Annotated in this window: 1 protein-coding gene; it reads right to left on the bottom strand. The window is 53.7% G+C overall.

The genetic code is table 11. The annotated features are described in order from the left end of the window. The coding region (locus QMX93_RS30895; protein WP_282359359.1) for a neuraminidase-like domain-containing protein at positions 1-238 on the bottom strand (238 nt) is incomplete at its 3' end. Positions 239-287 lie beyond the last annotated feature (49 nt).

The raw sequence follows: 287 nt of genomic DNA, 5'->3' as shown, positions 1-287 counted from the left end.
CCAGAATGCTGTTGATGTATTGCTGCAGGCTGGCGATAGCGCAAGCCACCGGGCTGGTCGGCACGTCCTGGCTGACCAATACGTCAAGCAGCAAGTGGTGGTAGAGGTCATTCGCGGTCTTGAGCTGCGTGTTAATGTCGCCGCTGTTTGAAACGTCCGAATCGATCAAGGACAGATAGAGCCCGAGCAGCGCGTCACGCATGCTTTCTTCAAGTTGTTTTTCGATCAGTGCTTTCATGTTCGTTCCTTGAGCATGAGATGGGATCAGTTTCCGCTGGCCATTACCG

This window comes from Pseudomonas sp. PS01303 (genome assembly GCF_029959385.1).
Classification (GTDB): Bacteria; Pseudomonadota; Gammaproteobacteria; order Pseudomonadales; family Pseudomonadaceae; genus Aquipseudomonas; species Aquipseudomonas rustica.
This window is presented reverse-complemented; position numbering and strand designations above follow the sequence as displayed.